Source organism: Caballeronia sp. (genome assembly GCF_049581465.1).
Taxonomy (GTDB): domain Bacteria; phylum Pseudomonadota; class Gammaproteobacteria; order Burkholderiales; family Burkholderiaceae; genus Caballeronia.
Window position 1 is genome coordinate 1 of the sequence record NZ_JBAUSA010000674.1, and the last position, 3,275, is coordinate 3,275.

Consider the following 3,275-nt stretch of genomic DNA (forward strand, 5'->3'; position numbering starts at 1 on the left):
GGGTGACGTGGATGGCTCGAAGCGGCCGCTCATCGCGCCGTGACGGGCGGCGACCGGCAGCCAGCCGAGCGCGCTTTCGTGCGCGACGCTCGTCATGCCGATGGACGAAAGCACCGCGATCAGCGAGTCGAATAACGTCGGCGACGGACCCGCGCCGATCGCCGCAATCCCGCCAAACTCAGGAATCCCTGGTGCATGCCGGCGCAATACTTCGGGTTTGGGCAAGCCGATAGAGCGTGCAACGCTCGCCCCAAGCGGCGAATTCACAAAGTCGAGGTAGCGGTCTCTCATGCCGGCGGGCCATCGCTTATAAGAAGGGTCGTGCGTCGAATTCGTCCAGTTCGAGACCTGACGCTCGCTGGCGTTTCTTCAGCGCCTCCAGCATACCGAAATCGGCGCCGAAGGCGTCGGCCTTGCGGTTTTTACGCTGTTTCGTGATGCAGCGCGACAGGTACGGCTCCTGACGCTCTATCGCCGGTGCTTGCGGACGGCCTGGAGTCGCCGAGAATCGATTCGAATGGACAGGCGCGATCGTTGGCCGGAAGGGGTGCCTGGAGCGCGGACACCAGGAGCCAGGCGAGACGGCCGACCAATTGCGAGTCGTCGAGGGGCTGTCCTTGTGAGAAGTCGTGGATGAGCTGATCCGTGTCCGGGCTGGCGAGACTTCGCGATACCGTTCCGATGAAAAAATGCAGACGCCAGCCTAGTTCTGCGCGCGGAAGATGTGGCAGCGCGCGTTGGAATGCTGCGAAGAACCGGTCCGCAACGCCGGTGTAGTGATCGCACCGGAACGCGCGGATGAATGGCGAGGGATCGGTGTAAGCGCGTCCGATGAGACGAAGCAGGGCGGGGCCACCGTCACGGGGACGGCGGGCGCGTTGCAGCGCTGGGAGGAACATTGCGCCGAGCACCTGCTCGCAAGTGATAGCCGGTCCCAGCGACGATTCAAGGCGCTCCAGCAGGATGAGGCGCGCGTCGTTCAGGCCATCGAGACGACGGGCAAGCATGGCGCGGATGAGCGCGTCCTTGCTGCCGAAGTGATAGCTGACTGCGGCGAGATTCGCTTCGGCGTCGGCAGTGATTTGACGAAGCGACAGGGCGTCGTAGCCGGTATCGATGAAAAGCACTTCGGCGGCATCGAGGAGACGAACTTTGGTGTCGCCGACGGGGCGAGGAGACAGGCGAAAGGCCGCGCGTCGAGCCGGCGCGGCGGGCTCGAGAGGAGTGGAACGGTTTGGCAACTACGACTCCTGGACCGCGATGCGGTTACAAACAGGCGGAAAGGGCTTTTGTGCGGCGTTTAACGTGCCGGATTCAAGCGAATTATCCGTGGAAGATAAAAACGTTTGACCAGAACGACAAGCCATTTCGTGGAGCGAGTTCTCTAAAAAGAGAACGACCGTGCTTGTGAGGGCGTCTGAAGATGACAACCAGGACGCCCCCAACGACAAGAAACCCCTACACAGCCGCCGTCCCCGTCCCGACCTTCAGAGCCGACTCGGTCATGTCGATCCCGCGCCGCTCGCGGCTAAAGAAGATGAGCCCGGCGATTACGATCGCCACGCTTCCTCCGACAAGCGCCATAGCCAGCCCGTAGTTGTTGCCGTTCTTAACGGCAATTGAGGCTTGCATGGTGGCGTTGACCGCGGCCAGCAGATTGCCCGTCTGATAAATGAGTCCTGGGAAGGTCGCCCGAATCTCATCGGGAGAGATCTCGTTCAAGTGAACAGGAATGACGCCCCATGCGCCTTGCACCGAGATTTGCATCAGGAACGCGCCGGCAGCCAGCGCCGCGGGCCCACTCGAAAATGCCCACAGCGGCAACACCGGCAACGCGATCAAAGCGGCGATAAAAATGGCCCATCGCCGGCCGATTTTCTCTGACATCGCCCCGAAAAAGAGTCCGCCGCAAATCGCCCCGATATTCAGGACGATGGTAATCAGCGCGACAGTATGCGGATCGAAGTGATGTTGTTCACGCAGGAAGGTCGGGTAAAGATCCTGAGTGCCGTGCGAGAAGAAGTTAAATGCGGTCATCAGGACGATCGCGTACACCGTCAATTTCCAATTCAGGGCGAGCGTCTTGATCAGCCCGGGGCGCGGCCGCTTTTCCATCGCGATCCATGCTGGCGACTCGGGCACGTTCGAACGGACATACAACACGAGCAACGCGGGCGCGACGCCGATAAAGAACATTCCGCGCCATCCGACGTACTGATACAGCAAGCCGAACACCACCGATGCGAGCAGATATCCGCTCGGATAGCCCGCCTGCAAAAGCCCGGAAACCATCCCGCGCGACTTGGTGGGCACGGTTTCCATCACGAGGGCGGAGCCGACGCCCCATTCGCCGCCCATCGCGATACCGAACAGCGAGCGCAAGACGAGCAGGGTGAAGAGATTCGGCGAAAGACCGGAGAGCAGTTCGAGCAGCGAGTAAACCGCGATGTTGATCATCAGGGTGGGTCGGCGGCCGTATTTATCGGCGAGACGACCGAATATCAGCGCTCCGATTGGCCGCATGGCGAGCGTCAGCGTGATGCCGAGCGCGACCGATGGAATTTTCGTATTGAATTCGGTCGCGATATCTTTCAATACGAAAACCATTAGAAAGAAATCGAAGGCATCGAGTGTCCAGCCTAGATAGGCCGCTATCGTTACGTTCCTTTGTTCACGCGTCCAGCTCATTGCGTCTACTCCCCATTCACTTTTAAATTGATTTTGACAATGCGGTCGCGGCAGTCTCGTGGGCCGCGTCCCGCAAGGCGTTCCGCCCGTACGGCAGTTGGAGTGTACGCCGCTGTTTAATTCACCGCATGACACTATCGGCAGTTTCCGTTTCAGTAATTACCCGAATAAGATGACGCGTCAAAAGCGATTTGCGAGTCAATTCGTAATGTCATTGAAAGACAATAACTATTCGCGGCGACCAGAGGATCGGAGTGGAAAAACAAACATGGCGGCCGCGAGGCCGATTGTCCCGCCTAGAAGCGTCTCCCAGGCGCGTGCTGCAAGCAGGGGGATCGAATGCACGCCACTTGCCGCGAGCGTCACGATCAGCGTGAAAGCGAACGCCGCGCAGGCGATGTCGTAGCGCTCCGGCAACGCCATCGCATAGACGACCATTGCGGCCGCAGCCACGGCCCAGATCAGCAGCGGTGCATGCTCTGCGACCGGCAGACAGGCAAGACCTAATGGAACGCCAATCAATGTGCCCAGAATCCGGCGACACACACGCTGTATGGTGCCGCTCGCCGATCCCGCGACGACGTAAG

Annotated in this window: 3 protein-coding genes and 1 pseudogene; all 4 read right to left on the reverse strand. The window is 60.1% G+C overall.

The features are described from left to right. A pseudogene (locus tag WCA53_RS16705) lies at nucleotides 1–291 on the reverse strand (3-oxoacyl-ACP reductase); the annotation flags it as partial. Nucleotides 292–422: 131 nt separating this feature from the next. Next, nucleotides 423–1,241 (reverse strand): TetR/AcrR family transcriptional regulator, encoded by an 819-nt coding sequence (locus WCA53_RS16710; protein WP_423912661.1) that lies wholly within the window; start codon nucleotides 1,239–1,241, stop codon nucleotides 423–425. Between the two features lie 217 nt (nucleotides 1,242–1,458). Then, on the reverse strand, nucleotides 1,459–2,688 hold the full coding sequence (locus WCA53_RS16715) for an MFS transporter (protein WP_423912665.1): 1,230 nt from the start codon (nucleotides 2,686–2,688) through the stop codon (nucleotides 1,459–1,461). A 228-nt stretch (nucleotides 2,689–2,916) separates the two neighbouring features. After that, nucleotides 2,917–3,275 (reverse strand): FUSC family protein (locus WCA53_RS16720; RefSeq protein WP_423912669.1); only part of this gene is annotated, 359 nt, incomplete at its 5' end.

Coding starts and splice junctions, on each gene's coding strand:
- WCA53_RS16715 (WP_423912665.1), bottom strand. CDS start 2,688: ATGAGCTGGACGCGTGAACAAAGGAACGTAACGATAGCGGCCTATCTA.